This window comes from Pandoraea captiosa, assembly GCF_902459775.1.
Taxonomy (GTDB): Bacteria; Pseudomonadota; Gammaproteobacteria; order Burkholderiales; family Burkholderiaceae; genus Pandoraea; species Pandoraea captiosa.
In genome coordinates, this window is the sequence record NZ_CABPSQ010000001.1 from 313337 (window position 1) to 339001 (window position 25665).

23 protein-coding genes and 1 tRNA gene are annotated in these 25665 nt (G+C 62.3%); 14 read left to right on the forward strand and 10 right to left on the reverse strand.

What is annotated here, in order from left to right; translation table 11 throughout:
* Positions 1–39: 39 nt before the first annotated feature.
* From PCA31118_RS01360 to PCA31118_RS01370, 3 genes are all read left to right on the forward strand, one after another.
* Positions 40–453: a cupin domain-containing protein gene (locus PCA31118_RS01360; RefSeq protein ID WP_150622307.1), complete on the forward strand. Its 414-nt coding sequence runs from the start codon at positions 40–42 to the stop codon at positions 451–453.
* Between the two features lie 181 nt (positions 454–634).
* Positions 635–1918 (forward strand): MFS transporter, encoded by a 1284-nt coding sequence (locus tag PCA31118_RS01365; RefSeq protein ID WP_246190003.1) that lies wholly within the window; start codon positions 635–637, stop codon positions 1916–1918.
* A gap of 36 nt (positions 1919–1954) precedes the next feature.
* The gene (locus tag PCA31118_RS01370; protein ID WP_150622309.1) at positions 1955–2977 is read left to right on the forward strand and encodes an aliphatic amidase; all 1023 of its coding nucleotides are present in this window, start codon (positions 1955–1957) and stop codon (positions 2975–2977) included.
* Positions 2978–3104: 127 nt separating this feature from the next.
* Here PCA31118_RS01370 and PCA31118_RS01375 read toward each other — a convergent pair whose 3' ends face one another.
* A complete protein-coding gene (locus tag PCA31118_RS01375; RefSeq protein ID WP_150622311.1) occupies positions 3105–4508 on the reverse strand; it encodes an amino acid permease in 1404 nt (467 codons plus the stop codon).
* Positions 4509–4763: 255 nt separating this feature from the next.
* A complete protein-coding gene (locus tag PCA31118_RS01380) occupies positions 4764–5417 on the reverse strand; it encodes a helix-turn-helix domain-containing protein (protein WP_343043241.1) in 654 nt (217 codons plus the stop codon).
* A 193-nt stretch (positions 5418–5610) separates the two neighbouring features.
* Here PCA31118_RS01380 and PCA31118_RS01385 point away from each other — a divergent pair, with 193 nt between their 5' ends.
* Positions 5611–6900, forward strand: coding sequence for an FAD-dependent oxidoreductase (locus PCA31118_RS01385; protein WP_150622313.1), 1290 nt, complete (start codon positions 5611–5613; stop codon positions 6898–6900).
* Positions 6901–6937: 37 nt separating this feature from the next.
* Here PCA31118_RS01385 and PCA31118_RS01390 read toward each other — a convergent pair whose 3' ends face one another.
* On the reverse strand, positions 6938–7345 hold the full coding sequence (locus PCA31118_RS01390) for a PH domain-containing protein (protein WP_174990291.1): 408 nt from the start codon (positions 7343–7345) through the stop codon (positions 6938–6940).
* A 135-nt stretch (positions 7346–7480) separates the two neighbouring features.
* A complete protein-coding gene (locus PCA31118_RS01395; protein WP_150622317.1) occupies positions 7481–8374 on the reverse strand; it encodes an alpha/beta fold hydrolase in 894 nt (297 codons plus the stop codon).
* Between the two features lie 109 nt (positions 8375–8483).
* On the opposite strand from PCA31118_RS01395, the gene PCA31118_RS01400 reads away from it, so the two are divergent.
* Positions 8484–9377, forward strand: a complete 894-nt coding sequence (locus tag PCA31118_RS01400) for a LysR family transcriptional regulator (RefSeq protein ID WP_150622319.1) — start codon at positions 8484–8486, stop codon at positions 9375–9377.
* 227 nt (positions 9378–9604) lie between these two features.
* On the opposite strand, the gene PCA31118_RS01405 is transcribed toward PCA31118_RS01400, so the two are convergent.
* A tRNA-Ser gene (locus PCA31118_RS01405) sits at positions 9605–9694 on the reverse strand.
* A gap of 325 nt (positions 9695–10019) precedes the next feature.
* On the opposite strand from PCA31118_RS01405, the gene PCA31118_RS01410 reads away from it, so the two are divergent.
* Positions 10020–11759 carry an acyl-CoA synthetase gene (locus PCA31118_RS01410; RefSeq protein ID WP_150622321.1) on the forward strand — a complete coding sequence of 580 codons (1740 nt, stop codon included), beginning with the start codon at positions 10020–10022 and terminating at the stop codon, positions 11757–11759.
* Between the two features lie 97 nt (positions 11760–11856).
* On the opposite strand, the gene hemW is transcribed toward PCA31118_RS01410, so the two are convergent.
* From hemW to rph, 3 genes are read right to left on the reverse strand one after another with little or no spacing between them, the layout of a single operon-like run.
* A complete protein-coding gene (gene hemW, locus PCA31118_RS01415) occupies positions 11857–13077 on the reverse strand; it encodes a radical SAM family heme chaperone HemW (RefSeq protein WP_150622323.1) in 1221 nt (406 codons plus the stop codon).
* A 5-nt stretch (positions 13078–13082) separates the two neighbouring features.
* Positions 13083–13700: an RdgB/HAM1 family non-canonical purine NTP pyrophosphatase gene (gene rdgB, locus PCA31118_RS01420; protein WP_150622325.1), complete on the reverse strand. Its 618-nt coding sequence runs from the start codon at positions 13698–13700 to the stop codon at positions 13083–13085.
* A gap of 2 nt (positions 13701–13702) precedes the next feature.
* A complete protein-coding gene (gene rph, locus PCA31118_RS01425) occupies positions 13703–14431 on the reverse strand; it encodes a ribonuclease PH (protein WP_150622327.1) in 729 nt (242 codons plus the stop codon).
* 213 nt (positions 14432–14644) lie between these two features.
* Here rph and PCA31118_RS01430 point away from each other — a divergent pair, with 213 nt between their 5' ends.
* From PCA31118_RS01430 to PCA31118_RS01445, 4 genes are all read left to right on the forward strand, one after another.
* Entirely contained in the window at positions 14645–15574 is a 930-nt protein-coding gene (locus PCA31118_RS01430) for a YicC/YloC family endoribonuclease (protein ID WP_174990292.1), read from the forward strand.
* A gap of 5 nt (positions 15575–15579) precedes the next feature.
* The gene (gene gmk, locus PCA31118_RS01435; protein WP_150622329.1) at positions 15580–16257 is read left to right on the forward strand and encodes a guanylate kinase; all 678 of its coding nucleotides are present in this window, start codon (positions 15580–15582) and stop codon (positions 16255–16257) included.
* 90 nt (positions 16258–16347) lie between these two features.
* Positions 16348–16554 (forward strand): DNA-directed RNA polymerase subunit omega, encoded by a 207-nt coding sequence (rpoZ, locus tag PCA31118_RS01440; RefSeq protein ID WP_039397582.1) that lies wholly within the window; start codon positions 16348–16350, stop codon positions 16552–16554.
* Positions 16555–16614: 60 nt separating this feature from the next.
* On the forward strand, positions 16615–19026 hold the full coding sequence (locus PCA31118_RS01445; RefSeq protein ID WP_150622332.1) for a RelA/SpoT family protein: 2412 nt from the start codon (positions 16615–16617) through the stop codon (positions 19024–19026).
* Between the two features lie 96 nt (positions 19027–19122).
* Here PCA31118_RS01445 and greB read toward each other — a convergent pair whose 3' ends face one another.
* A complete protein-coding gene (gene greB / locus PCA31118_RS01450) occupies positions 19123–19683 on the reverse strand; it encodes a transcription elongation factor GreB (protein WP_150622334.1) in 561 nt (186 codons plus the stop codon).
* A gap of 226 nt (positions 19684–19909) precedes the next feature.
* Between greB and PCA31118_RS01455 the strand changes: the two genes are divergently transcribed.
* Entirely contained in the window at positions 19910–20809 is a 900-nt protein-coding gene (locus tag PCA31118_RS01455) for a pirin family protein (protein ID WP_150622336.1), read from the forward strand.
* A 13-nt stretch (positions 20810–20822) separates the two neighbouring features.
* Here PCA31118_RS01455 and PCA31118_RS01460 read toward each other — a convergent pair whose 3' ends face one another.
* The gene (locus tag PCA31118_RS01460; RefSeq protein ID WP_150622338.1) at positions 20823–23435 is read right to left on the reverse strand and encodes a cation:proton antiporter domain-containing protein; all 2613 of its coding nucleotides are present in this window, start codon (positions 23433–23435) and stop codon (positions 20823–20825) included.
* 213 nt (positions 23436–23648) lie between these two features.
* Between PCA31118_RS01460 and trxA the strand changes: the two genes are divergently transcribed.
* From trxA to PCA31118_RS01475, 3 genes are read left to right on the forward strand one after another with little or no spacing between them, the layout of a single operon-like run.
* The gene (gene trxA, locus PCA31118_RS01465) at positions 23649–24500 is read left to right on the forward strand and encodes a thioredoxin (RefSeq protein WP_150623636.1); all 852 of its coding nucleotides are present in this window, start codon (positions 23649–23651) and stop codon (positions 24498–24500) included.
* Between the two features lie 34 nt (positions 24501–24534).
* On the forward strand, positions 24535–24921 hold the full coding sequence (locus tag PCA31118_RS01470) for a cupin domain-containing protein (protein ID WP_150622340.1): 387 nt from the start codon (positions 24535–24537) through the stop codon (positions 24919–24921).
* Positions 24918–25505 (forward strand): P-loop nucleotide/nucleoside kinase family protein, encoded by a 588-nt coding sequence (locus tag PCA31118_RS01475; protein ID WP_150622342.1) that lies wholly within the window; start codon positions 24918–24920, stop codon positions 25503–25505. Before PCA31118_RS01470 ends, PCA31118_RS01475 begins: the two co-directional genes overlap by 4 nt.
* Positions 25506–25665 lie beyond the last annotated feature (160 nt).

Genomic DNA, 25665 nt, shown 5'->3' on the forward strand with positions numbered 1-25665 from the left:
TCAACACGGAACTATTTCAACCACAGAACGGTGAAGAAAATGAGCACAGGACTCTTTAAGGAAATCGGCTACGTCAAAGCCAACGATCTGCAGATGGGACCGCAGACACCCGGCCAGGTGCGCAAGAAAGCGCTGGAGGCGGGGGAGTTGTGGGTGGGGCAGTGTCACGTGACGGCGCTCGATACGCCGAGCCAGTGGCACCACCATAAGGAATTCGACAGCGTCATGTTCATGCTCTCCGGCCGAATCCGTGTCGACTTTGGCGAGAACGGCGAGCAGTCTTTTGAAATTGGCAAGGGCGACTACGCGTACTTTCCTCGCCGCGCAATCCATCGCTGCCAAATCCTGGAAGGGGGCAACGACGTCCACTACGTCTTCGTTCGCGTTGGCGCCGGCGAGACGGTAGTGAATCACGACCGTCCCGGCATGTTCGCCCCGGAACTCACTGACTGACCACACGAAGCGAGGCGCCGCCTTTTCCCTGCGGGGCCTCGCTCGTGCCTGCCTGTTCGTAGCCCCGTGAAAGCGCTCGGGCCACAGTCCCCATGCTCACCACCACGGGCAATCGCATCGTAAGTTGGTCACAGCCACGTCCCACGGGTATCCATGTGGTGTGTCCAGTAGGAGAGATGACATGACAGAAGTCACCATCGGCCGCACGGATATGGGTCGTACCGCGAGCCGCTCTCGAGGAACCATCGTCGCCGCGACGCTCGGTAACGTTTTTGAATGTTTTGACCTGTACATATACGGAATCATGGCGGGCACGATCGCCAAGCTGTACTTTCCTTCCTCGAACGAGGTGGCATCGCTCCTCCTGTTTTTGGGCACGTTCGGTGTGACGTTTTTCATGAGGCCGCTTGGTGCCATCTATCTGGGTAACCTCGGGGACAAGATTGGCCGCAAACAGGTGATGAGTGTCTCGTTGCTCATGATGACAGTGGGCATGCTGGTCATTGCGCTTGCACCGACATACGCCACCATCGGCGTGCTCGCTCCCGTGCTCGTGGTTGGCGGACGCATGCTGCAAGGGTTTTCCGCCGGCGGCGAGTACGGCAGCGCTACGGCGCTGCTGGCCGAACACAACCCGCATCGGCGCGGGTTCATCGCAAGCTGGCAGGCGGCGACACAAGGGTTGGCGATGATGATGGCTTCTGCCTTTGGCGCATTTCTCACATGGTCGCTGAGCCCGGAGCAGTTCCAGAGCTGGGGTTGGCGTATTCCGTTTCTGTTTGGCGCCATCCTCGGGCCGGTGGGCATGTACATTCGTCGCGGCACTGACGAATCCGCAGAGTTCGTTCAGACACGCGCCGAGAAGCAACCCATGTTGGAAATGCTCAAACACGAGAAGACACGGTTGCTCATTTCGACGGGTCTTATCATTCTCGCCACCATCACTATCTGGATGTCGGTTTTCATGCCGACGTATGCGAGCAAGCAATTCCACATGGATGCGACCACGGCATTCATGGGGCCCGTCGTGACGGGCGGCATCATCTTCGTTCTATCGCCGGTAATCGGTTGGCTCTCTGACGAGATCGGCAGGACCAGGACGATGATTTTGGCGGTAGCCGCTGCAGGACTTCTGGCGCATCCCGCATTCGCGGCGTTGCAAAATTCGCCGGACCTCTCGACGCTCGTCACGTTACAAGGCGCGTTGGGGGTTGTGATTGCACTTTACTTCGCGCCTTTGCCTGCCCTGATGGCGGACATCTTCCCGGCAAGAATTCGCACGAGTGGGCTTTCGCTGAGCTACAGCGTCGGCGTGACCCTCTTTGGCGGCTTCGCACCGTTCGTCCTTACCGGATTGAGTTCCATCACCCACGATCCTTTGTCCCCAAGCTACTACGTCATTTTTGGCGCCGTCCTCAGCGCCCTGGCCATCTGGGGCGTGCTGAGCAAGCTCGGCTTGAAATGACGTCATCTCAATCGACTGACCAATGCGAGAAACGAAATGCGACATGGTGATATCGGTAGTACCCGCGATACGGTTGGCGTGGCGGTAGTGAACTACAAGATGCCCCGTTTGCACACAACGGAAGACGTTTTGGCCAACGCGCGAAAAATTGGCGAGATGCTGGTGGGGATGAAACAGGGCCTGCCGGGTATGGATCTGGTCGTTTTTCCCGAGTATTCGACCCACGGGATCATGTATGACCGTCAGGAAATGCTGGATACCGCCTCGTGTATTCCGGGGGCGGAAACGGAGATCTTCGCTGCGGCGTGCCGACGCGCCAATGTCTGGGGGATTTTCTCGCTGACGGGGGAGCGGCACGAAGCGCATCCGCACAAGATGCCGTACAACACGCTCATTCTGATGAATAACCAGGGCGAGATCGTGCAGAAGTATCGAAAGATCATGCCGTGGGTGCCGATTGAAGGCTGGTATCCCGGAGACCGGACCTATGTATCGGAGGGACCGAAAGGTCTCATGATCAGTCTGATCATCTGCGACGACGGCAACTACCCGGAGATCTGGCGTGACTGCACGATGCGTGGGGCGGAGTTGGTCGTTCGTTGTCAGGGCTATATGTATCCCGCCCGCGACCAGCAAATGATGGTGGCAAAGACAATGGCCTGGATGAACAACACCTATGTAGCAGTTGCCAATGCCACGGGCTTCGATGGTGTCTATTCTTACTTCGGAGGATCGTCGCTGATTGGGTTCGATGGACGAACGCTCGGCGAATGCGGGAGCGAAGAGATGGGCATCCAATATGCCGAACTCTCAATAAGTCTCATTCGGGATGCGCGCGAGCACCAGCAGTCGAACAATCACTTGTTCAAGCTACTGCATCGCGGATACACCGGGCTTGTCAATTCCGGGGAGGGGGAAAAAGGCGTGGCTGACTGTCCGTTCGCTTTCTACAAAAAATGGGTCGAAGACCCTGATGGGGCGAGACTGGCAGTCGAAGCATTGACGCGGAAAAAAATCGGGACACCACAGTGCCCCATTGAGGGAATCGCAAGCGAGTAATCAATGCGCGTCGTTGGTCGCGCCACCCTGATGAGCATTTGCCAGTGAATTTGGGAGGCGCGACGCGCCCGATGAGCCACGCGCGGCGAATCTGAGTGGCGGGCTCCCGTACCGGGAGCCCCACCGGTCACCGAACGTCGCGTGATGCCTCCAGGCCTGGGCGAGCTTCGATGCGAACGTTTGCGGATGCGCGTGCGCGCGACCTCACGTAGTACGCCCCGGCGGCGAGAACCGTCCACGCCACACCCGCGTAAATCGAAATGCGCGAGTCCGGATCGTCGCCCAGCATGTAAAGCACGAATCCGCAAAATGCCAGCGAAACGACGGCGGACACATTCGGCGCAGGCAATACAAATCCAGTGTTGCGCTGAGCTTTCGGCACGGCGCGTCGAAAACCCACATGTGTCAGGACGATAAAGACCCAATTGAAGATCACGTTGAACGCGAGGATCGACATCATTGCGCCGAAGGCTTTGTCCGGAATGACGTAGTTCAGGATGACGCCAAGCGCCGTGCATGCCAGTGTTGCCAGCACGGCCCGACCTGGAATGCCGTTCGCGAAGCGCGCACGAAATACCCCGGGGGCCTGATCCTGTAGCGCAAGATTGCGCAGAATCCGTGCGCCGCTAAAGAGAATGCAGTTAAAACTCGATAGCGCCGCTGTCAGAATGACAAAGTTGACGATCCCTGCAGCATGCGCGATGCCGATGCGCTCGAATGTCACGACAAACGGACTGCCATCCAGACCGATCTGATTCCAGGGATAGATCGCAAGGATGACCCCGAGCGCAAGCACGTAGAACAACAAGATGCGCCAGATCACGGAATTGATGGAGCGAGGGATGGTCGTTTGGGGATCCCGGGCCTCTGCCGACGCGATGGCAATCATCTCAATTCCCGCAAACGAGTAGGCGACGATAGGAATCGCATTGAGCAGACCGGTCACGCCGTGCGGCAACCATCCGCCATGACGCCACAGATTCGACAAACCAAGCGGCACGCCCTGATTTCCCCAGCCAAAGGCGATGATCGTCGTGCCGCAAGCGATCAACGCCAGGATGGCGACGACCTTGATCAACGAGAACCAGAATTCGATCTCGCCATAAACCTTTACCGCGAGAAGATTCAATAGTCCGATGCTCGCAATCGCGCTGAACACCCATATCCACTGTGGAACATCCGGGTACCACATCTTCATGTAGACGGCGACAGCGGTCGATTCCGCGATTCCGACGCCAACCATCGTGATCCAGTAATTCCATCCAACCAGGTATCCGGCAAACGGCCCGAGATAGTTGTGCGCGTATGCCGCGAACGATCCCTGCGAAGGATTGCGAACCGTCAATTCACCCAGCGCTCGCATTACGAGAAAGATCACGCCGCCGCACAGGCAATACACGAACAATACGCCGGGGCCCGCGGCCTTGATCGCGGAGGCCGAGCCGAGAAAAAGCCCGACTCCGATGGCCATGCCCAGTGCCATGAATGACAACTGGCGGGTACTAAGTAGTTTGGAATCCTTCGACGTCATGGCGTGAGCTAGCTCCGTGAATGGCCGGGTGTCAGTGGGCAAAACCGATGCGATCGGGTTGCGAGGTGAATTACATAGAAAATTTGCGTATACGCAAATAATGGTAAACACCGCTGCCAGCTGGGAGTGCGGTTTTTTGCGGGTATGCAAATGGCTGGGGCGACGCCAGGGTGCGGCGCTGGCTGCTTGTGTGGCGCGGGCGGCGTGCTGGTGAGGGGGGCGAACGGTTGATGGGGCGCTAGCTTCGGAGGCGCGTCACGATGGGATTTGCGGGTGTCCCTGGCGAGCGAACGCGATGTGCTCGCTTTCGTCGGTAATGGCGCCGACCACCTTTGCCAATTGCTTGCTTACCGTGACGTAGGCGTGGCCGATGCGGCTGTCGAAGTAGAGGCTGTCTCCTTTGCGCAGCGTCACCTTGTCGCCGGTCTCGAAGTACACGTCAATTTCGCCCGTCAGCACATAGACGAACTCGTGACCGTCGTGTCTGGCGTAGTCTTGTGGCCCGCCGAACTCGCGCGCGTGAACCGTACCCAAGACGGGCTCGAAAGGCTTTCCCGCGGTGTTGGGTGCGAGAAACTCGTAGGTAAACGACAGGCCGCGGTATGCCGCGCCTTCACCGGCTCGCGTCACGACAGGACCTGTCGTGGGTTGGGCGTCTTCTGTGTGGTGCGATAAGAGCGAGCCGAGGTCGATGCCCAATGCGCGTCCCAGCGCGGTGAGGTTCTCATAGCCGAGCGCAAGCTGGCCGCGCTCGGCCCGGGAGATTGTCGTGATCGAAACATCGCACTTCTCGGCAAGTTGCGTCAGCGTCCAGCCCAGACGCTTCCTGGCGGTGCGCAGACGTTGCCCCAATTCGATTGGCGACAGGGCCGTACCCGGCTGTTTTTCGTTCATCGGTATGGCTTTCACGAACCGTATGTCCTTGCGGCGAAGTGGTGTTGTTCGAGGGACTCGCGCCTCCGGAGCTTTGCGCGAAACACCGTGGGCTATGCGAGAAATTTTGCGTAAACGCAAAATATGTTAAGGTGTCGCTCAGCGCACTGGCTGGCAACTTTTTTGCGCGTACGCATGTGAGTATACGTTTTCACGAGGATGAGCCGAGATGAGGGTTGTGGTCATCGGTGCCGGTATCGCAGGGACGGTGACTGCGCTGGCGCTTTCGCGGGCGGGATGTAAAGTCGACATTATCGATAGTGCGGCGCAGGCTGCGCGGGGCGCCAGTCGCGCCAATGCCGGATTGATTTCGCCGGGGCATTGCTTTAGTTGGGCCGAGCCGGGCATCGTGGGCGTTGCGCTCAGGTCGTTGCTGGGGCAGGGCGACGGTATCGGTATTTGTCCGCCCTGGACGCCGTCGCTGCTGCGGTGGGGGACGCTTTTCGCGCGAGAAGGCACACGCGAGCGCTGGCTCCTGAATTCGAAGGCGGCGCTCGCGCTATCTGCCTTCTCGCGCGACGTGCTGTTCGGCGATACGGACATTGCACTTGACGCCTACGGTGGCCGCCACGACGGCATTCTTTATCTTTACGGCGAGAACGACATCCCAGGTCCGTACGACGAAGCATTGCTTGATCACGCAAAAGAGCCTTTCGAGCGCTTGACCTACGACATGCTGCTCGAACGTGAGCCGATGCTGCGATCCGCTTCGGTGAAGTTTGCGCGCGGCGTGTTTTGTCCGAGCGACGGTACGGGCGATGCCGCGCGTTACGCCGCCGCGGCGCTCGAGCGAGCGATACAACTCGGTGCGACGGCACACTTCGGTGAAAAGGTGCTTCGTCTCGATCTGAAGGGAGACGTCGTGTCTGGCGTCGAGACGGAGCGAGGCGTCTACAAGGCCGACGCCGTCGTCGTCACGGCGGGGCTGGCGTCTCGCAAGCTCCTGGCCCCGGTGGGTTATTCGCTGCCGATCTATCCGGTCACGGGTTACTCGCTGTCGTATCGCGTGAGTTCGTCTGCGCGTCCGCGCGTGGGTGCCGTGTCAATTCCGGACAAGGTGGCGTGGGCGGCGTTCGGTGATGACACGGTACGGTTCACGGGTTTCGCCGATATTGGCGTTCCGGGGCCCGCCAAGGCAACTGCACGGTTGCGTGCGTTGAGCCGGTTCGCCAGCGACGTGTATCCGGAAATTCGGGACGCGACACCGTCGCCGTGGGTCGGGCAACGGCCGATGACGCCCGACAACCTGCCATTTCTCGGTGCGTCCGGCCATAAGAATCTGTGGCTCAACTGCGGTCACGGCGCAATGGGCTGGACGATGGCGTGCGGTTCCGCGCGTATCGTGACGGATCTCATCCTCGAACGCACCCCGGCCATCGACCTCGCTCCCTATCGCTGGGACCGCTATGCGCGCCTGGGTCGGCGTACAGCGGTCGACCCATCCCGGACACGGCGTTAATGTTCCTGCCGGTGCCGCCGCGTGTCCCAGGCGCCCATTACGCTCGCGGCATGGCCAATAGTTTGATCGCGGCGATAAACGGCTCCTTGTCGCGTGGCGATACCATCACCATTCGCCCATCGCGATAGTCGATGCGAAGCCGATCAAGGGATAACGCCGGGCTGGCGAACAGGCTGCGTGTCGCCGAAATATAGATGATGTCCTGGATGGGAATCTGCCATCTGAGCGGGCCGCAGTGTATGCGCAATTCGTCGGACGTCAATAGGTATCGGGTGTCAAGCAGGATCCATAAGGGAAGCAGAACGCCTAGCCCCGCGATCGGAATCAATTGACATAGTGCCGAGGCTGGCTGCGCAAGAAGTATCTGGTAGCTGGCGTAGGCAGACGTGCCGACGGTGCCGGCCAGAACAATCATTGTCCACGTGTCGATTTTTGACTTGTACATGGCGTTTAGCGATGTTGGTTCGGTACCGAAGCCGGTCAACCATAGATCTAACGGGCGCTTGCTGTGTCGCAGGAGAGCGCTCCTGAAAATGCGCTCGAGCAAGCCGCTCAATGGCATTGCCGTATGCGGAACGATTTATGAGTACTGCGAAATGAAGCGCAGGATTTCGTGGGCAACACGCGCAGGGGCTTCCCGTTGCGGAAAATGCCCTACCGCGTCGAATACAACCCGCTCGTAAGCCCCAGCGAAAAAATGTGCCCGGCCAGCGGACGTCTCCGGATGATTGCAAGTGTCGGCGCCGCCGTGGAGTACCAGCGTCGGCAATGACAGCACCGGTGGCGGATTCAGACGCGCTTCGTCATCGTCGTACTGAGGATCTCCCTCGGCAAAGCCCCATCGATGCCGATAGGAATGCAGCACCACGTCTGCCCAGTCCGGGCCGATGAACGCGTTGTAAGCCTCCTCAAAGGCTTCTGCGGGATACCACTTGCCCGGGGCCCACGTGTCCCACATTTCTCGGGTGAAAGCGCGGCGTTCCTCTCTGATGAGCTGCTCGCCGCGTGGCGTTGCAAGTAGCCAGTGGTACCAGTAGTTGCGCGCCTGTAGCAGTGAAATACTTTGATTTGGGTCGTTCGTCCCATATCCCACGGACAACAACACCAGATGAGACGCCACATCCGCGCGCAGGCCGCAGGCATTTGCGGCAGCGCGGGCGCCCCAGTCATGTCCGACCAGGACGGGATCAACGATGCGCAGTGCGTCAATAAACTCCAGAAGATCGCGTCCGATGGCAGACAATTGTCCGCTGCGCACACTAGTTGCGTCGGAGAATCGCGTGGGGGCGAACCCGCGCAAAGCCGGTGCCAACACCCTGAAGCCAGCGGCGACGAGTGTGTGCGCCACTATCCGCCACGTCTCGGGGCTGTCTGGCCAACCGTGCATCAGGACTGCGGTGCGTTTTCCCGCAGCATTCCATTCAAGGTAGCCGACCGTCAGTTTCGACGTCTGGACGAACTGGTATGAGCTCATTACCGCTCCTCGTTGAGATTGACGAGCCCATCGTAGTCATCCAGCTAGTGACGATTAGTGATTAATTGGCGCCTATAATGCGCAATTCGTGTCTAATTGAAGATCTGCCATGACCGACACATCATCGTCGTCAGCCCGACTCGACATCGTTTTGCTACGGACTTTCTTGTTCGTTGTGGAGTCTCGTGGCTTTGCGCAGGCTGGTGAGCGGCTGGCGTTGACGCCCTCGGCCGTTAGCGGCCACATTCGGCGACTGGAAGGCATGGTCGGAGCGCGCCTCCTCGAACGCACCACCCGGCGTCTTCAGGTCACCCTGGCGGGCGAGACCCTGCTGGCATATGCCAGGAACATCGTTGACCTTGAGCGCGAAGCGGTCGCCCGCCTGAAGGGCGACCCCATTTCGGGCCGGATTCGCGTCGGCGCTTCCGAAGACTTCGCAGGCGCGTGGTTGCCGGGCGTTCTGCACGCCTTCCAGCGCTGGCATCCACAGGCATCGATCGAGTTGAAGGTCGGCATCACAACGGACCTTCTCAAGCAGCAGGCGCGCGGAAAAATCGATCTCGTCTTCGGCAAACGCTGCGCGTTGTCCGACACCGCGGGTGAGTTGCTTTGGGAGGAGCCCTTGGTTTGGGCATACGCCGCACACGCTCCCTTCACTCAGGATGTCACGGTGCCCCTGGCGGTCTTTCCCGAGCCTTGTATCTACCGGGAATCGGCGATCGCGGCGCTGGGTGCGGCTGCGCGTCCGTGGCGGGTAGCGCTGGAGAGCAGCAGCATGGCGGGCTGTATTTCTGCGGCGCGATCCGGTTTTGCCGTCGCACCCATTGCACAAAGCCAGATGCGAAGCGGACTCCGGGAACTGACCGAACACGACGGCATGCCGGCGCTTCCGTTCGCCAGGTTCTATGCGTTTACACGAGAGAGCCGTCCCACAACGCAGGCGCTGCTGAAAGCTGCGCGTGAGGCAGGTGGCGCCGGCAAGTTTTATCGTTGGGAAATGTGAGGCGCAAAACGCCGCGAACAGCGCTTTGCCCGAGCCCGCGTCGTTGGAGGCTTTTTTCGCGCGGCGTTCACCGATACCATGGGGCACGCGGGCGCGATTCAGGTCGAATCGTGAACCGGCGTGCTACGCGGTGCGTCGGACGCGCGCGGCGACGGATCGGCTGCGGGCTACTGATCGCGGCGGCGTTTCGGTGCTGGTTTGGGGTCTAGTCGGGGTTTTCGAAATTCTGGCGGAGGCGGTGAGATTCGAACTCACGGAAGGGTTACCCCTTCGCCGGTTTTCAAGACCGGTCCATTAAACCACTCTGGCACGCCTCCGGGGCGTTGCGCACGACGCAAGGTCGTGGCTCAGGATGCTGTCGTGATGACAGCATTGAGATGCGTGCGGTCCGGGAGAATCGGCGTCGGAATCGCTGGCGCTCCGGCGCAGGCCAGTACCGCACGGCAGCGCGCATTATACCTGCTCATGCCATGATGTGAAGCCATGTGTGCATCGAAATCGCCTCACACCCCGCTAATTTGCTAGTGTTTCCCCCGTCACCCCTTGTCTTGTCCCGTTCCGGCATGCATCATTCCCGAATGACGTGCGGTGTACGCCCCCGGCGTTACCGTGCGAGGCCAGACATGACCCGGAGACAACCGCATGGATGCCGACACCTCCCGCGCCCCCGCCCAAGAGACGTCAAATGACGCCGGTGGCGAGCGCAAGGCACTCGCCCCAACCGACGGCGCCCCCACTGCCAACGCATTTTCCTGGCAGATTCCCACGCTCTACAACATCGGCGTCGACGTTTGCGACAAATGGGCCGACGGGACCAACCGGCTCGCGCTCGTGCACGAGAGCGCAGACGGCTCGCATGTGCGCCTCACGTTCGATGTCCTGAAACAACTCTCCAATCAGCTCGCCAACGAATGGCGCGCCCAGGGCGTGAAAGCCGGGGACCGCATCGGCATCTTTCTGCCCCAGTCGCCCGCCACGCTCGTCGCGCACGTCGCCGCCTACAAGCTCGGCGCCATCGCCGTGCCGCTATTCACGCTCTTCGGTCCCGAAGCGCTCGCCTATCGCCTGCAAAACTCAGGCGCCGCCGTGCTTGTGACCGATCTGGCCAGCATTGGCAAGATCGACGACATTCGTGCCGAGTTGCCCGACCTGCGCCTCGTGTATGTGGTCCATGACGACTTGCCCGAAGCGCACCACCATGTGGCGGACGATCAGGACTGGGGTGTCGCCGAGGACGGACTGCTCGCGCTGTGGCCTGCCATCGCGTCACGCGACGCGCATTTCGAACCCGTTCAGACACGTGCGGATGCCCCCGCGCTGATCATCTACACCTCCGGCACCACCGGCAAACCCAAAGGGGCCTTGCACGCGCATCGGGTGTTGCTCGGCCATTTGCCCGGCGTCGAGACGTCGCATAACGGATTCCCTCGGGAAGGCGACCTGATCTGGACACCTGCCGACTGGGCCTGGATCGGCGGACTGCTCGACGTACTGCTGCCGGCGCTGCATCACGGCGTGCCCGTGCTGTCCAGACGCTTCGAAAAGTTCGACCCGGTCGCAGCGTTCGATCTGATGGCGCGCCACGGTGTGCGCAACACCTTCCTGCCACCGACGGCCCTCAAGATGTTGCGCACCGTGCCGTCGCCGCGCGAGCACTGGCCGTTGCAATTGCGCTCGGTCGCCAGCGGCGGCGAATCGCTCGGCCCGGAGTTGCTGGCGTGGGGGCGCGAGCATCTCGGCGTCGACATCAACGAGTTCTACGGGCAGACGGAATGCAATATGGTCGTGTCCTCCTGCGCGGCGGAATTTCCCGCATTGCCGGGCGCGATCGGGCGTGCCGTACGCGGACACGCCGTGACCATCGTGGACGACGACGGCACGCCGTTGCCGACCGGCGCAGTCGGTAACATCGCCATTGCGCGACCGAATCCGGTCATGTTCCTCGGCTACTGGCATAACCCCGACGCGACGATGGAGAAGTATCGCGGCGACTTTCTGCTCACGGGAGACTCGGGTTTCGTCGACGAGAACGGGTACATCACCTTCACGGGACGCTCGGACGATGTGATCACCAGCGCCGGCTATCGTATCGGCCCGGGTCCCATCGAGGACTGCCTGATCCGACATCCGTCGGTGCAGTTCGCCGCCGTCATCGGCGAGCCAGACGAATTGCGCACGGAGATCGTCAAAGCGTTCGTCGTGCTGCGTGAAGGGCACGAGCCGTCCGACGCGCTTGCCAGGGAGATCCAGACGTTCGTGAAGAGCCGTCTGGCCGCGCACGAATACCCGCGCAAGGTGGTCTTCCTGCCGGAGCTTCCGATGACGGTGACCGGCAAGATCATCCGCAAGGCGCTCAGGGAGATGGGAACGGCGCTGGGGTGAGATGCAGCGGACATGGTCTGTGCGTCATCAAAATCAGACGGCGGGACATCCTCGGTGAAGATGTCCCGCCGTTCTGGTTCGTGCCGTTGCCCGACGCCTACTTGCCGTCGCGCTCCAGAAACATCCCTTGCAAGTCGTTGAGAAAGCGTTGCCCCAACTCCGTGGGGGCGATGCGTTGCGGGTCGTCGACGAGCAGGCCCTTTTCGACGCCGGCCGCAAGCGCCCTGGCGATTTTCGCCATCGGCAAACCCGTGCGATCGGCGAATAGTTCGCTCTTCACGCCATCGGTCAGACGCAGGGCGTTGAGCATGAACTCGAATGGCAGATCGCGGGCATCGACCTCGCGTTCTTCCTGAATCGCATTGCCCTCGGTCGCCGTCTCCATGTATCGCTGCGGATGCTTGTGACGCACCTGACGCAGCACGCGATGCGGAAACGAAATCTTGCTGTGCGCCCCCGCGCCAATGCCAAGGTAGTCGCCGAATTCCCAGTAGTTCAGGTTGTGCTTCGCGCGCCTGTGCGGCTGCGCGTAGGCGGACACCTCGTAGTGCCCGTAACCGGCTGCGGCCGTGCGCTGCGCAATCCAGTCCTGCATATCGGCGGCGGTGTCGTCGTCCGGCACGGTGGGCGGGTACTTGTGGAATTGCGTGTTCGGCTCGAGCGTGAGGTGGTACAGCGACAAATGGGGCGGGGCGAACGAGATCGCCGTTTCCACGTCCTGCTGACACTGCGCCAGCGTCTGGTTGGGCAGCGCGAACATCAGGTCGAGGTTGAAGTTCTCGAAGTTCGCCTGTGCAATCTCGATCGCATGACGGGCTTCGTTGCCATCGTGAATGCGCCCGAGCGCTTTCAGATGCTCGCTGTTGAAACTCTGAATGCCGATCGACAACCGGTTGATGCCGCTCGCGCGGAAGCTTCGGAACTTGTCCGCCTCGAACGTGCCGGGGTTGGCTTCCATCGTGATTTCGGCGTCGGCGTCGAGCGGCAGCAGGGCGCGCAGATCGGACAACAATCGATCCAGCCCTGCCGCCGACAACAGGCTCGGGGTGCCGCCACCGATGAAAACGGTGTGCACCGGACGTCCCCAAACGAGTGGCATGGCCTGTTCGAGATCTTGCCGCAGTGCATCCAGATACGCCTGCTCGGGGAACGCTTGCGCGCCCCCTTCTCCACGCCACTCATGCGAATTGAAGTCGCAATACGGGCACTTGCGTACGCACCACGGAAAGTGCACGTACAGCGACATCGGCGGCAACGCCGGCAGGCTGATCTTGCCGGGCCGCAGAAAGTTCTGCACGGGCAGCGCTGACTGACTCATACCGCTTACGCCTCCCGCCCCAGCTTGTCGAGCAGCACACGCAACGCGCGCGCCCGATGGCTGTGAGCGTTCTTCACGGCGGGGTCGAGTTCGGCGGCCGTCTGATTCAACGAGCGGATGAGGAAGTGCGGGTCGTAGCCGAAGCCATGCGCGCCGCGTGCGTCGTCGACGATCTCGCCGTCCCAGCGGCCTTCCGCGATGATCGGCTGCGGGTCCTGTGCGTGACGCACGAGGACGAGCGCGGCGAAGTAGTAGGCGTCGCGATAGCCGGGCGTATCCGCGTGCGGCGCGAGCTGTTCGATCAGGTGACGGTTGTTTGCGGCGTCCGACTTCTCGCGTCCGGCACGTGCGGCGTAACGCGCCGAATAGACGCCGGGCGCGCCGCCCAGGATCGGCACGCACAGCCCGGAGTCGTCGGCGAGCGCGGGCAGGCCGGTGGCCGCGGCCGCATGCCGGGCCTTGGTCAGCGCGTTTTCGATGAAGGTGACGTGAGGCTCATCGGCCTCGGACACGCCGAGCATGCCCTGCGGCACGAGTTCGATGCCGAGCGGTTCGAACAACGAGGCAAACTCGCGCAGCTTGCCCGGGTTGTTCGAGGCCAGCACGATTTTCTGCATGGCCATCGTCAGACTCCGAGGGCGCGCTTTTGCGCGTCGATCAGCTGGCGGATGCCGGCGTCGGCCAGATCGAGCAGCACATTGCTTTGCGCACGCGTGAACGGTTCGCCTTCGGCCGTGCCCTGAATTTCGACGAAACCGCCTTCGCTCGTCATGATGACATTCATGTCGGTGTCGCACGCCGAGTCTTCGGCGTAATTCAGGTCGAGCACCGGCTGGCCCTGATACAGACCGACGGAGACCGCGGCGACATGGGCGCGGATCGGGGACGCGTCGAGCTTGCCGTCGGCGATGAGCTTCGAGACCGCGTCGTGCGCCGCCACGAACGCGCCGGTAATCGACGCGCATCGCGTGCCGCCATCGGCCTGGATGACGTCGCAGTCGATCTGGATGGTGCGCGCACCGAACTTTTCGAGATCGAAGACGGCGCGCAGCGAGCGGCCGATCAGGCGCTGAATTTCCTGCGTGCGTCCGCTTTGCTTGCCACGGGCGGCTTCACGATCGCCGCGCGTGTGCGTGGCGCGCGGCAGCATGCCGTACTCGGCGGTCAGCCAGCCCTGGCCCGAATCGCGCAGAAAACCCGGCACTTTTTCTTCGACGCTGGCCGTACAGATGACCTTGGTTTCGCCGCATTCGATCAGCACGGATCCTTCGGCGTAGCGGGTGTATTGGCGGGTGATGCGCACGGGGCGCAATGCGTCTTGCGCACGGCCGTCCGGGCGGGTGATTTGGGTCATGAGTGAGTGTCCTGCGAGGTGAATTTATGCGGCAATACCCGAATGGTATCGCTAAACGTCCCTGGCATGCGGGCAGCGCGCCGGCTCGGCGCGCGGATTCGGGAGCGCCGGGCCGGAAAATGCGATAATCGCTTTTCATCCATTGCATGCGAAACCGGTTGCTGCACGGCCCCGCTGAAAAACTGTCACGGCGCTGTGGTACCGGTCACCCCGATGAAAGACAACAACATCTACAGTATGACCGGCTACGCCAGCGTCACGCGCGACATTGCGCATGCCGATGGAGCCGCAGGCGCGAGCGTGTCGGTCGAATTGCGTACGGTCAATTCACGCTTTCTGGATCTGGCGTTTCGCATGCCAGAAGAAGCGCGTGCGTGCGAGCCGGTGCTGCGTGAAGCGCTCACCGCCAAACTCTCGCGCGGCAAGGTCGATATCCGCATCAACGTCCAACGTCCCGAGAGCGGCACCAACGGCGCGCTCAATCTCGAGGCCGTCAAACAACTCGCCGATCTGGAGCAGCAGGTGCTTGCGATCTTCCCCGATGCCGAACGCATGCGCACGGGCGAGATTCTGCGCTGGCCGGGCGTGCTCGGCGAGGAGTCGGTGACGGCAGAAGCGCTGCGCGATGCCGTGATCGACGCCGGTCGCGCCGCCATCGGCGATCTCGTCGACGTGCGTAAGCGCGAAGGCGCGCAGCTCAAGGCGAGCCTGATCGAGCGCATCGAAAAGATGGAGACGATTCTCACGGGCCTGCAGCCGCTCGTGCCGGAGCTGATCGCGCGTCATCAGCAGAAAATCGTGGACCGTCTGCAGGAAGCGCTGGGCATCGTCGTGCCGGAGGGCTCGGCCGCCCCTGGCAAGGAAGAAATTGCAGAACGTATTCGTCAGGAAGTGACGATGTATGGCGTGCGCATCGACGTGGCGGAAGAACTCACGCGTCTCGATGCCCACCTGAAGGAAACCCGCCATATCCTCGACAAGGGAGGATTGGTGGGCAAACGGCTCGACTTCATGATGCAGGAGCTCAATCGCGAAGCGAATACGCTCGGCTCGAAAGCGGCCTCGAAGGAACTCGCCGATGCGTCGATGGAGCTCAAGCTCTACATCGAACAGATGCGCGAGCAAGTGCAGAACCTGGAGTAAGTCGTATGTCCTCGCAACCACACCCCCCGCAGCCCCCCCTGCATGCCGAGTATCCCGGCAATCTGTTCATGGTGGTCGCCCCCTCGGGCGCGGGCAAGTCCACGCTGGTGAACGCGCTGCTCGCGCAGGATCGCGACGTTCGCCTGTCGATCTCCTGCACCACGCGTGCGCCGCGGGCGAACGAAGAAGAGGGCGTGCATTACAACTTCATCTCGGTCGAGGAGTTTCTGGAGCGTCGCAAGCGCGGCGAGTTTCTGGAGAGCGCCGAAGTCCACGGCAACTATTACGGCACCTCGCGCGTGTGGATCGAAGAACAGATGCGCGAAGGCCGCGACGTCTTGCTGGAAATCGACTGGCAAGGTGCGCAGCAGGTGCGCAAGCGCTTCTCGAATGCGGTCGGAATTTTCATTCTGCCGCCGTCCATCGAAGCGCTCGAAGAACGGTTGAAAAAGCGTGGCACTGACGAGCCGAAGGTTATTGCGCGACGCCTGCTCGCTGCCGGTGGCGAGATCGCGCATGCGCCGGAAGCGGATTTCATCATCATCAATGACGAATTCCAGCGTGCGCTCGACCAGCTGCAATCGGTGTTCACGGCAGTGCGCCTGCGCTTTGCTTCGCAGTACGCACGTCACAAGACGCTGTTCACCGATCTGGACATCCACGCACCGAACGAACACGAGTAACACCGTTGCATTCCCCGACGACGCTTGTGTTTTGCGCGAGTGCACGCCGGCTGCGATAGAATACGCCTTATATTGAGAAGGAACCTCCTTATGGCCCGAATTACCGTTGAAGATTGCCTGAAACAAATTCCGAATCGCTTCGAGCTCGCCCTCGCTGCGACCTACCGCGCCCGACAACTGGCGCAAGGTCATACGCCGAAGCTCGAGAACAACAAGGACAAGCCGACTGTCGTCGCGCTGCGCGAAATCGCGGCCGGTCAGGTTGGCATCGAGATGCTCAAGAAAGTGCCGCTCTGATCGGGAGACTGCACTGATGCGATGTGACGTTCCGGGCCGCTCGACGATGCAGGTACACGTATGAGTCATGCGAAATCACCGGCCGCGTCCATCGCTGCGGATGAACCCAAAGCGGGGGAGCCCAAGCCCGAGCGCAAGAAAAAAAAGGGCGAGAGCGCCACGCGACAGTACATCGATGCGCTGCTAGAGCAGTCCTATCGGCACCTCTTCGGTCCGACGGCAACGCCCGAGCAGCCGCGCAAGCACGAGGTCGTCTCGATCGCCCGTCTCAAGGGCATGCTTGGGGAATACCTCAAGGAAAGCGACCTCGCGCAAATCAAGGAAGCCTTCCAGTTCAGCGACGAAGCCCATCTGGGCCAATATCGTCAGAGCGGACAACCTTACATTACCCATCCCGTCGCCGTTGCCGAGATCTGTGCCGAGTGGAAGCTCGACGCCCAGTCGATCATGGCCGCGTTGCTGCACGACGTGATGGAAGACCAGGGGGTGACCAAAGCCGAACTCGCCGAGCGATTCGGACCGAAGGTTGCGGAACTGGTCGACGGCTTGTCGAAACTCGACAAGATGGAGTTTCGAAGCCGGGAAGAAGCGCAAGCCGAGAGCTTTCGCAAAATGTTGCTGGCGATGGCGCGCGATGTGCGCGTCATTCTCGTCAAGCTGGCAGACCGCCTGCACAACATGCGCACGCTGGGGGTCACGTCGACGGAAAAGCAGCGCCGTGTGGCGCGTGAAACGCTCGACATCTACGCGCCCATCGCGCATCGTCTCGGTCTGAACAATACGTATCGCGAGCTTCAGGATCTGAGCTTCGCGAATTACCACCCGCGCCGTTATGCCGTGCTCGACAAGGCCGTGAAGGCCGCGCGCGGCAACCGGCGCGAAGTGGTCGGCAAGATTCTCGACGCGGTCGAGAAAGCGCTCAAAGACGGTGAGGTGAGCGCCGACGTCTTCGGCCGCGAGAAGACGCTCTTCAGCATCTACACCAAGATGCAGGAAAAGCAGCTGTCGTTCTCGCAGGTGCTGGACGTGTACGGTTTCCGTGTCGTCGTCGAATCGAACGCACAGTGCTACCTCGCGCTCGGTGTGCTGCACGCCCTCTACAAGCCGGTGCCCGGCAAGTTCAAGGATTACATCGCCATTCCGAAGGTCAACGGCTATCAGTCGTTGCACACGACGCTCGTCGGCCCCTTCGGCACACCGATCGAATTTCAGATTCGCACGCGGCGCATGCACGAGATTGCGGAAGCGGGCGTGGCCGCGCACTGGCTGTACAAGAATGGCGGTGCGGACATGAACGATGTGCAGAAGCACGCGCATCAATGGCTCCAGTCGCTGCTCGACATCCAGAGCGAGACGGGCGACTCCACGGAATTCCTCGAACACGTCAAGATCGACCTGTTCCCCGACGCCGTCTATGTCTTCACGCCGAAAGCGCGCATCATGGCGCTGCCACGCGGCGCGACGGCGCTCGACTTCGCCTATTCGGTCCACAGCGATCTTGGTAACCAGTGCGTGGCCGTCAAGATCAACAACGAACTGCTGCCGCTTCGCACCGAGTTGAAGAACGGCGACATCGTGGAAGTCATTACCGCGCCGTATTCGAAACCGAACCCGGTATGGCTCGGTTTCGTGCGCACCGGCAAGGCGCGCTCGGCCATTCGCCATTACCTCAAGACGATGCGTTTCGCCGAGTCGGTGCAGCTCGGCGAGCGTCTGGTCGAGCAGGCGCTCAAGGGCTATGGCCTGACGATGAGCGAGATTTCGCCGGAGACGTGGGACAAGCTCGCGCAGTGGACCGGCAACAAGGATCGTCAGGACATCTTCGCGGACATCGGGCTGGGGCGTCGCGTGGCGGCCGTCATGGCCAAGCGCCTTGCGGTGCTCTCGTCGGGCAAGGAAGGCGAGAACGACGATAGTCCGGACGATCCGGATTCACCGCGTCCGGGCGACGAGAACGTCGGGCCGCCGGTGCTCATCACCGGCACGGAAGGCATGTCGGTGCAGTTCTCGGCGTGTTGCCGCCCGATTCCCGGCGACGCCATCATGGGGTACATCGGCATTGGCCTCGGCATGGCGATTCACACGACGGACTGCCCGGTCGCGCGTCGCGTTCATCGCAAGGATCCGACCCGGTGGATCGACGTGGCGTGGGCACCGCAACCGGGCCGTTTGTTCGACGTCGGCATCAAGGTGCTCGTGCATCACAACCGGGGGGTATTCTCGCGCGTGGCGGCCGACATTACGGCTTCCGATGCCAACATCGTGCACATCGGCATGGACGAAGTGGTGCCGGACGAATCGGCGACGCTGCGCTTCCTGATCCAGGTGAGCGACCGTGTGCATCTCGCGAACGTGATGCGCCGTATCCGCGTGAATCCGGACGTGATGCGCGTGGCGCGCGAGCGCCCGAGTGAGCGGCATCAGGAAGAGATCCACGCCATGCGAGTCGCGCGAGAGCGCGGTAATTATTGACCGCCGTTGCGGGCAGATACCACGTCAAACGCCTCCCTCGGGAGGCGTTTTCGTTGAGCGCGACGCGAGGACGTGCGCCGAGGCGAGACCTTCTCGCTACTCCGAGGGGGGGTAGCGCACGTCGAGAATCTCGATCTGATCGAGTCCGGCCGGCGTGCGCAGCGGTACGGTGTCGCCGATCTTCGATTTGGTAATGGCCCGGGCGATCGGCGAAATCCAACTGACATGCCCGCGTTCCAGATCGACCTCGTCGATCCCGACGATCATGATCGTATGCTCGTCGCCCTTGCCGTCGGCATAGGTCACCTGCGCGCCGAAAAACACCTGATCGACGTTTTCCTGACGACGCGTGTCGACCACTTCGGCGTTATCCAGACGTCGCGTCAGAAAGCGAATGCGACGATCGATTTCACGCAGCCGCCGCTTGCCGTAGATGTAGTCGCCATTCTCAGAGCGGTCGCCGTTGGACGCCGCCCAGGACACGATCTTCACCACTTCGGGACGTTGGTTGTCGATGAGATCGAGCAGTTCGTCCTTCAGCCGACGATAGCCCGCGGGCGTAATGTAATTCTTGGTGCCTGCCGGAATCTCCGGGGCGCCGGCGTCGAGATCGTCATCGTCGTCGCCGTTATCTTCCTTGACGAAGGCCTTGTTCATAAGTCGATGCACGCGTCGCACGCGCGTCAGAAGCGTTTCACAATCCTTGCATTATAGAAGCGATGGCGCGCCCACATGTGCATGCGCACCCGGTGCCACATTGGCGCCAGCGCAATCATGCACAGGTGTCATGGAGTGCGCCGTGAATGTCCTCTACAATCGGGCGGAAAGCCCCACGCGATGATGACGACCACGACAAACACGCAGACCGCAGGAGAACCGCGCCATGACTGATTCCACGAGTCCCTTCCTTGCCGTGCTCAAGCCGCACCTGAGCGACATCGGCGCTTTCACCGTGCAACGCAGCCTGCCGAGTCTGGCGTTCAAGACCGTCGGCCCGTTCATTTTCTTCGACCATATGGGCCCGGCCACGCTTTCACCCGGGCAGGGTATGGACGTGCGGCCGCATCCGCACATCGGACTGGCGACCGTCACCTATCTGTTCGACGGTGAAATCTGGCACCGCGACAGCCTCGGCAGCGATCAGCGCATCACGCCGGGGGCAGTGAACTGGATGACTGCCGGGCGCGGTATCGTGCACTCCGAGCGCACCCCGCACGACGTGCGCGAGCGAGGCGGCGACGTGCACGGCATCCAGACGTGGGTGGCGTTGCCGCAGGCGGACGAAGAGACCGAGCCGTCGTTTTCGCATCATGAAGCGGCGTCGTTGCCCGACATCTTTCTGCCGGGCGTTCACATGCGTCTGATTCTGGGGGAAGCGTTCGGCGAGAAGGCGCCGGTGAAGGTGTTCTCACCGATCTTCTATCTGGCTGTGGACATGGAGCCGTGCGCGGCGTTCGTGTTGCCGCCCGAATATGCGGAGCGTGCGGTCTACACGGTGCAGGGTGAGGTGACGGTCAATGACGAGACGCTGCCGGAGCACCGTATGGGGGTACTCGTGCAGGGCGGCGACGTGCGCATCGTGGCGGGCGACAAGCCGGTCCGGCTGATGCTGCTGGGCGGTGCACCGCTCGATGGCGAGCGCTTCATCTTCTGGAACTTCGTATCGTCGAGCCGTGAGCGCATCGATCAGGCAAAAGCCGCATGGACCGCGCAGGAAATGGGTAAGGTGCCGGGCGAGACGGAATGGATTCCGTTGCCGGAGCGCAAGCCGTCGGCAAACTGAGCCCCGGCGCGCCTCAGGCGCTCAGCACGATGACCGAGCAATGCCGCGCTTCGAGCAGGCGATGCGATACGGCGCCGAAGTTCAGGCGGTCGCCGAAGCGCGGCTGCACGCCAAGCACGAGCAGATTGTGTTTGCCGTGATGGATCTGATGGAGCACGGCCTCCTCGATCTTGCCACCGGCGAGCAGCCGCGTACGAAGTTTCACGCCGTTGCGCTCGGCCAGTGCATGCAGGTTGTCCATCATGGCGGCTTCGGCGGCGTCCGGGCGCAGCACGCGCGCACGCCATTGGCGGTGCAGCATGCCCGGCGCCACGCGTGCCGAGACGTGCAGCGCCGTCACCGACGCGTCGGCGGCCCGCGCCAGGGTAATGGCCAGTTCGGCGGCGTGACGCGAGTAGTCGGTTCCTGAGACCGGCACGAGGATGTCGAGCGGCGCATCCGGTCTGCGCACGTGCTCACCGTGCGCGAGCACGATGGCGATCGCCCCGTCGAACGCCTTGGTAAGCGGTAGCACGCCCGTGGGAAGCGGCAACGGCGGGACGTCGGAGTCGGATTCTTCGCCGGGGGCGTCGAACCCAGCGATCACGAAACCGTACCCCTTGGCGATTTCGTCCGAGATGCGCGTCGCTTCATGGCTGCTGTCGGGTTGTTCCGCCTCCTGCTCGCGTGCGGCATCCGATGGGTCGCTCGCCACGAATTCGCCTTCTTCCCTGGCTTCGCTCACGCGCTTGTCGTCATGCGCTTCGCCCACGGGTTCATGTTTCGGAGCGGGCGCGCCCGACGCCGGTGACTTGTCGTCGCCCGAGGTGTCATGTGTGTCGTCCTTGATGGGGCCATGCGGCAATTCGGGCGTTTTCTGAGGCGCTTTGCCCGTGCGTTCCCGCAGCACCAGACGCGCCGCCTCGCGGGCCTTGTCGACGGGCTTGTCCTCCTCGACGCCCGGCGTTGCGGGTGCCCGGCCGATGGCGCGCTTCGCGGCGGCGACGGCGATGTCGTAAGCGTCGCGGCTCGCGCCCTCGTCGTCACTGACGCGAGAGGCGTCCTCCGCCTTATTGCCGCCATCTCCATCATCGAGAGACTTGCGCCGTCCGTCTGCCGAGGGCGGTGCGGTCGCACGCGGCTTCGACGGCGCGGCCTCCTCAATCTCCTCGATCTCCTCGGCCTCGCGCACCTCGCGGGCTGCCTTTCCGCCATCGGTCGGCGTCGGTGTGGGCGCAAGCACGGTCGTGAGGGTGCCGCGCACGCCGGCGGTCAGTCCGGCGATCCATGCGGCGAAGCGTCCGTTGGCGCTGCCGTCCACTGCCACCAGAATGCGTTCGACGTTCGGCAGGAAGTCCTTTTCCTCTGCGGCTTCCTTCTCCAGTCGCGCCTTTTCCTCGTCCGAGAGCGGAATGCGAACCAGCGCGCGGCGAAGTACCGGCGGCATGATCAGCGTGGTGATGAGCGCCATGATGACGATCATCGTAAAAAGGTCCTTGCTCAGCACACCGAGCGACAAACCGATGCTCGCCACGATGATTTCGGTCGAGCCGCGCGCGTTCATCCCGGTGGCCAGGGCCAGCGCTTCGGCCGAGGACATGCCGCCCAGACGCCCGCCGATGAAGCAACCGGCGAACTTGCCCACGCTGGCGATCAGAATCAGTCCCGCAACGAGACCGAGCATGCGCCAGTCGAGCAGAATGGTCAGATCGACAGACAAGCCCGCCACACCAAAGAACACCGGTGCGAAGAGGGCGACGATCAGTCCCCGCAGTTGCGCTTCGATCTTTTCCGACAATATGGGGGACTGTCCGATCATGACCCCCGCCATGAACGCGCCGAGCGCGGTGTGCACGCCGAGCTTGTCCGTGGCCAGGGCCAGCACGAAAGTCATCACGAGAATCGCGCTGAGCACGGGCATCTCGATGGTGAAGCGATCGTTCGTCCAGCGAATCGCCACCGCAACGGCACGTTTGCCCACCGTAAAGCACAGCACGATGAACAGAAGTGTGCCGCCCAGACTGATTGAGAGATGCCCCAGGTCGATGGAGCCGCTTGCACCAAGGCCCGCGATTGCCGCAATGATGATCCAGCCGGTGGTGTCGTCGAGAATGGCGGCAGCGAGGATGATCTGGCCAATGTTGCGCCGCAAATAGTCGACTTCGCGAATGACCATGGCCACGACCTTGACCGACGAAATCGACAGCGCCGTGCCGAGAAACAGCGAGGTGACGAGTCGCGCTTCCGGATGCGGCAGCAGTTTGTCAGGAAGATGCCACCCGAGGGCAAAGCCGCACACGAACGGAATCATCATGCCGCCCGCCGAGGCGAAGATGGCCATGCGCTTCATTCGGCGCACGAGGCCAAGATCCGTTTCCAGCCCCGTCGAGAGCAGAAGCAGCAGCACGCCCAGCTCCGAGACGGCGTCGAGCATCTTTTTCTGCGCTTCGTTGTCGGGGAAGACGGCGTGTTGCCAGGCAGGCAGGATCGCACCGAAGATGGAGGGGCCGAGCAGCACGCCGGCGAGCAGTTGGCCCATGACCGCGGGTTGACGCAGTCGCTGCATGACCTCGCCGAGCAGGCGACCGACGAGAACCAGCAAAAGTAGTTGCGTGAAGAAAATCGCCGTGCCGTGGCCTGCGTGCATGTGTCTCCCTGCCGGATGTCCGACGGGCGCCGGACGGTTCGGGGCATGTGATGAGACGCGTGGCCGAGGCGGGAACCCGGGGCGCTGGCGCGCGTCCGTACCGTTTTGCCCAGTTTTGCGATTACCATGCTTCAAGCGGACGGCCGTGTGCCATGACTTTTCAAGTGCTACGGCCGCCATTCACGCAATTTACCACGCTCGACAGAACCTATGATCGATACCAATCTCGCCAGCTTCGATACCGACGTTCTGGCCGTCTCGCATCAGGTGCCCGTGCTGGCCGACTTCTGGGCGCCGTGGTGCGGCCCGTGCAACACCCTCGGGCCAATGCTCGAAAAGCTGGAAGCCGAAGCGCAGGGGCGCATCCGGCTCGTCAAGATCAATGCCGACGAGAACGCGCAACTTTGCGCCGACTATGGCGTGCGCAGCTTGCCCACGGTCGTCGCTTTCGTCGACGGCGAACCGGTCGATCAGTTCGTCGGTGCGCTGCCGGAGGGGCAACTGCGTGCGTTCATCGACCGCATCGTGCCGAATCCGGCGGAGATGGCGCGCAAGGTGGCGCGCACGGCGCTGGCCGACGGGCAGCCGACGGTGGCCCGCGATGCCCTGCAGGCCGCATTGGCCCTCGATCCCGCGCACGACGATGTGCGTCTGGATCTGGTCGATGTGCTGCTCGGCATGGGCGACACGCAAGCAGCACGCACGGAACTGACCCTGTTGTCCCCGCGCACGGCCGCCAGCGGCGACGCGCGCATTGCCGCCCTGACCACGCGCATCGAAGCCGCCGAACAGGCGAGCCAACTGCCGCCGGCGGCACAATTGCTCGATCGTGTGAACGCCGAACCCGAGAATTTGCAGGCGCGTCTCGATCTCGCCAACCGTTATCTGGCGGACCGGGCCTATGAGCCCGCTTTGCAGACGCTGCTCGATATCGTGCAGCGCGACCGGTCGTTTGGCGACGATGCTGCCCGCAAGTCGATGCTCGCCATCTTCGACGCGTTGGCCGAGCGCGACCCGGCGACCGTCGCCGCATGGCGGCGCAAGCTCAGCGCGGCGCTCAATTGAGCGACGCATTTCTTCCCGACTTCCGACCTGACCCATGACGACATCTTCTGCACCTTCTCTTATCACCTTCGCTCCCGATCAGGCGGGCGAGCCCGTATTCGATCATCCGGCGCAGGCGCGCCGTGTGAGCGGCAATCCCCAACGGATGACGCGTACGTTCTATACCGATGCGCTCGGTGAATTCGACTGCGGCGAATGGACGTGCGAACCCGGCGCGTGGCGCATTGCATTCGGCGCCCATCGTCAGGAGTATTTCTCGGTCATCGAAGGGCGTATCCGGATCAGCGATCTCGAGGGCAACGCCTCCGAGTTCGGGCCGGGCGACGCCTGCGTGATCCCGGCGGGCTTCGAAGGGGTCTTCGAAGTCGTGGAGCCGGTGCGCAAACACTTCGTGATGTTCGAGCGCAAGGCGGCCGCATGACACGCCTCATCTTCTTCTGCGGCCATGCCGGGGCAGGCAAGACAACGCTTGCCAAGCGCCTCATTCGCCCGCTGATCGCGCGCAGCGGCGAGGCCTTTTGCCTGCTCGACAAGGACACCCTGTACGGTGCGTACAGTGCGTCGGTCATGGGCGCGCTGACCGGCAATCCGAACGACCGCGACAGCCCGCTGTACTTGCAGACGCTGCGCGAGCCGGAGTACGCCGGCTTGCTCGAGACGGCACGCGAGAATCTGCGTCTGGGCGTGAATGTGCTGGTCGTCGGCCCCTTGTCGCGCGAGTTGCGCGAAGGGCTCCTGTTCGACCGTGCCTGGCTCGACGTCGACGACGACGTGGGCGTGCACGTCGTGTGGGTCGATCTCGACGAAGCCAGCGCGAAGGAGCGCATCGTGAGCCGGGGCAATCCGAACGACGCCTACAAGCTCGAACATTGGGACGAGTACCGGGTGCGGCGTTACCTGCCGCCCGCCGCGGCATTTCCGGGGCTTGTGCGTTTCGACAATACGTCGCCGACACCGGAGGACGATGAACAGTTGTTGCAGACGCTGTTAGCGCACACCCGTTGAGACGCGGAGACGGAGAGACGTAGGGACGCAGAGGCGGAGGGATTTTTCCGAATCGTGGGGCAGGGCGAAAATCCCGTGGACGGCGATGACTAAGGTACGGGCGTTTCCCTTCTCGTTCGAGCCCCGACCATGGACCTTCTGTCTTCACGCGCCTATTCCC